The 3342-nt window shown below is 49.0% G+C and carries 4 protein-coding genes; 1 reads left to right on the top strand and 3 read right to left on the bottom strand.

Features of this window, described 5'->3' with window-relative positions:
* Positions 1-170: 170 nt before the first annotated feature.
* A complete protein-coding gene (locus tag WBV75_RS12410; RefSeq protein ID WP_424120905.1) occupies positions 171-410 on the bottom strand; it encodes a hypothetical protein in 240 nt (79 codons plus the stop codon).
* A 1-nt stretch (position 411) separates the two neighbouring features.
* Complete coding sequence (locus WBV75_RS12405; RefSeq protein WP_424120904.1) at positions 412-987, bottom strand: sigma-70 family RNA polymerase sigma factor; 576 nt, start codon at positions 985-987, stop codon at positions 412-414.
* A gap of 62 nt (positions 988-1049) precedes the next feature.
* Here WBV75_RS12405 and WBV75_RS12400 point away from each other — a divergent pair, with 62 nt between their 5' ends.
* Positions 1050-1406: a rhodanese-like domain-containing protein gene (locus WBV75_RS12400; protein ID WP_424120903.1), complete on the top strand. Its 357-nt coding sequence runs from the start codon at positions 1050-1052 to the stop codon at positions 1404-1406.
* A 27-nt stretch (positions 1407-1433) separates the two neighbouring features.
* Here WBV75_RS12400 and WBV75_RS12395 read toward each other — a convergent pair.
* A partial coding sequence (locus WBV75_RS12395; RefSeq protein ID WP_424120902.1) for a M3 family metallopeptidase occupies positions 1434-3342 on the bottom strand: 1909 nt, incomplete at its 5' end.

Raw genomic sequence — 3342 nt, 5'->3', positions numbered from 1 at the left:
GGCATGAAAGATACCATGGCCGCGGGAGAGTACGAGGTAAAGACGGTTGTGGGTCTTTTGATGGGGCTTTCCATAACCTTCGCTGGTGAAAAGCAACACAGGTATTACGCGGCGTTTTGGGTAGAGGGCATTCCCCTCCTTGCCCTGGCACTCCTCCTGTGGTTCCGGAATTAAGCCTCTTCGGACAGGTCGGGGTGAAGTCGCAATTTCAACCTTGATTTTTCCTCGGCTGAGAGTGTCTTGATATCGGCCTGATCGCACAGGTCCGAAAGTTGCCGGTTTTTCCTGGAAAAGGAAGCACAGGATTTACAGATAAACAGATGCATCCAAAGCTGGAATCGCTCCCGGAAACCCGCTTCCCGGTACTGTGTTTTACTGCATATTACTGCGGCTTTGTCACATGAAATCATCTCAGGTATTTTTAAACCACTGTGTATTGAGGCATTCCATCAGAGCAGTTCGCGCCCTGTGAACCATCACCCACAAATTAGACGGTGAAATATTCAATTCTTTACAAATATCTTCGGTTGCCCAGTGCTCTATGGTCTTTAAAGAAAAAGCCCGGGCGTGATTTTGGGGTATTTGGGAAAGGCAATTTTCAATAGCCAAACCCAGTTCCGAATTCTCCATGGAGTCATTTTCCCGGACACTCTCCGGATCCGCAATTTGCCTTTGGAGGAGGTTACCCTCACCACTGGGATCAAATTCCGAACTCAAAGGGACTTCAGCTTTGGCCTTTTGGCTGTTTGATCTCCGGTAATGGTCGATGATCTTATGTTTGAGGATGGCCACCAACCAGGTTCTTTCCGCTGCATTGCCCTTAAAACTTTTCGAGGCCTGCAGGGCAGCGACAAAGGTATCCTGAAGGATGTCTTTTGCGATATCCTCATCGCCCACCCTCGAAATCGCGTAGTTATAAAGGTAGTCGGCGTAGCGATCTACCCAGGCTTCCGGATTTAATGTCGTTTGTTTCCCTTTAGAATCCACGTCGTTAAAATAACGGATTTTTAAAGAATAGATTTATATTTAAGCCTCTAAGATATGATGTTGTGAAAAAAATTGGATTTCTATTTGTGCTGGCATTTCTGCTGTTTTCCTGTCAGGAGAAACGCCAAATGCCCATCGCGGATTTTTCAAATGAAGTGCTCGGGCCTAACGACCTCCTCATCGATGTGCGTACCCCTGGCGAATATGCAGAAGGACACTTTGATGGTGCGGTCAATATCGATTGGATGTCTGAAGACTTCATCGACTCCTGGGATACCATTCCCAAAGGAGGAAAAGTTTACCTCTATTGCAAAAAAGGTGGGCGCAGTGCCATGGCGGCTGATGTCCTGGATTCTCTGGGATACCGGGTCGTGGACCTTACCGGGGGTTGGGATGTCATTACCGCTGAAAAGCAATAGTACTCCGGGGGCTTCCTGTAACAGGGCTCAGGATTTGGCATCGGCCAGGCCTGCCCGTTCCAGCAGGGCCTGGGGATCGGGTTTGCGGCCGCGGAACCTGACGTATAAATCCATAGGATCTTCAGTACCTCCTTTGGAGAGGATATTCTCCTTGAATTTACCGGCCACTTCTTTGTTGAAAATTCCTTTTTCACGGAAATACGAGAACGCATCGGCATCCAGTACTTCGGCCCATTTATAGCTATAGTAACCCGCGGAATACCCCCCTTGAAAAATATGTGAAAAAGAAGTACTCATGCAGGTTTCGGGGTGCTCCGGAAGGAGCCTTGTCTCTGCGAAAGCTGCGGTTTCGAATGCTTTTACATCGCCCACAGCTGAAGGGTCCCCACTGTGCCAGGCCATATCCAGCTTTCCGAAACTAAGTTGGCGGACTGTGGCGATCCCTTCCAGAAAATTAGCACTCGCCCGAATGCGCTCAACGAGATTTTCCGGGATTACTTCACCCGTTTGGTAGTGTTTGGCAAAAAGGGCCAGCGCCTCGGGTTCATAGCACCAGTTTTCCATCATCTGGCTGGGGAGCTCCACAAAATCCCAATACACCGAAGTGCCCGACAGGCTCGGATAGGTACTGTCTGCAAGCATGCCGTGCAGGGCGTGCCCGAATTCGTGAAACAAGGTTGTCACTTCGTTAAAAGTAAGCAGTGACGGGGTGGTTTTAGTGGGCCGGGTAAAATTACAGACAATGGAAATATGGGGTCTTTCGTTTTTACCTTCCTTTCGAAACTGAGGTTTATAGGAGGTCATCCAGGCACCGGCCCTTTTGCCCGGCCTCGGATGGAAATCGGCATAGAATACAGCTATAAAATTGTCCCTTGCATCGCGAACCCTGAACCCTGTGACTTCTTCGTGATAGGTCTCAATGGCAGGGTCTTCTTCAAAATGGAGACCGAATAAATCCCCTGCAATCCGGAACATTCCCTCAAGTACACTACTGAGTTCAAAATACGGTTTAAGCTCAGACTCGTCCAGATCAAAAGTTTCCTTTTTCAGCTTTTCAGAGTAGAAGCTGCTATCCCATTTTTGAAAGGTTTCAACGCTATCGGTTTTTAAGGCGTAATCCTTTAAATCCTGTGTTTCCCGCTGCGCGGCAGGCAGGGCTTTTGCAAGGAGATCCTCCAGAAACTCCTGTACGGCGTCCGGGGTCTTGGCCATGCGTTCTTCCAGCACGAATTCGGCGTGATTCTTATATCCCAGTAACCGGGCGCGCTGGAATCTCAGGGAGGCTATCTCTTTGAGTACTTCCCGGTTATCCAGGTCATCACTGTGGAATGCCCGACTGCCAAAGGCTATGGCCATTTTTTTACGCAATTCGCGCTTGTCGGCATATTTCATAAAGGGCAAGTAGCTCGGATAATCAAGGGTGAAAAGCCAACCTTCCAGGCCTTCCCCCTCGGCCAGCGATCGGGCCCCTTCACGGGCGGATTCCGGAAGCCCCGAAAGATCGTCGGGATCGGTCAGGTGCAGTTTGAACTTTTGCGTTTCTGCGAGGACGTGTTCCCCAAAAGTGAGTTTGAGTTTTGAAAGCGCTTTATCGATCTCGCGTAGTTTTTCTTTGTCTGCATCGGACAAAAGGGCCCCATTGCGCTGAAAATTCCGGTACTTCTTGCTGAGCAACATTTGTTCCTCCTCATTGAGCGCTGTGTTTTCTATGGTTTCATAAACCGTCTGCACCCTTTTAAACAGGGGCTCATTCAGCGTGATGTCATTGGCAAATGCCGCCAGCATAGGGGAGATTTCCTGGGCGAGCTTCTGTATTTCCGGATTGGTTTCGGCTGAATTCAGATTGAAAAAAATACTGGCGATTCGTTCTAATTCATAACCTGCATAGTCCAGGGGCGCAATAGTGTTATCAAAAGTTGGGGGGTTGGGATTATTG

It is taken from the genome of Robiginitalea sp. (assembly GCF_049588695.1).
Classification (GTDB): Bacteria; Bacteroidota; Bacteroidia; order Flavobacteriales; family Flavobacteriaceae; genus Robiginitalea.
The sequence above is the reverse complement of the archived record's forward strand: the minus strand, read 5'-3'. Positions and strand labels throughout refer to the sequence as shown.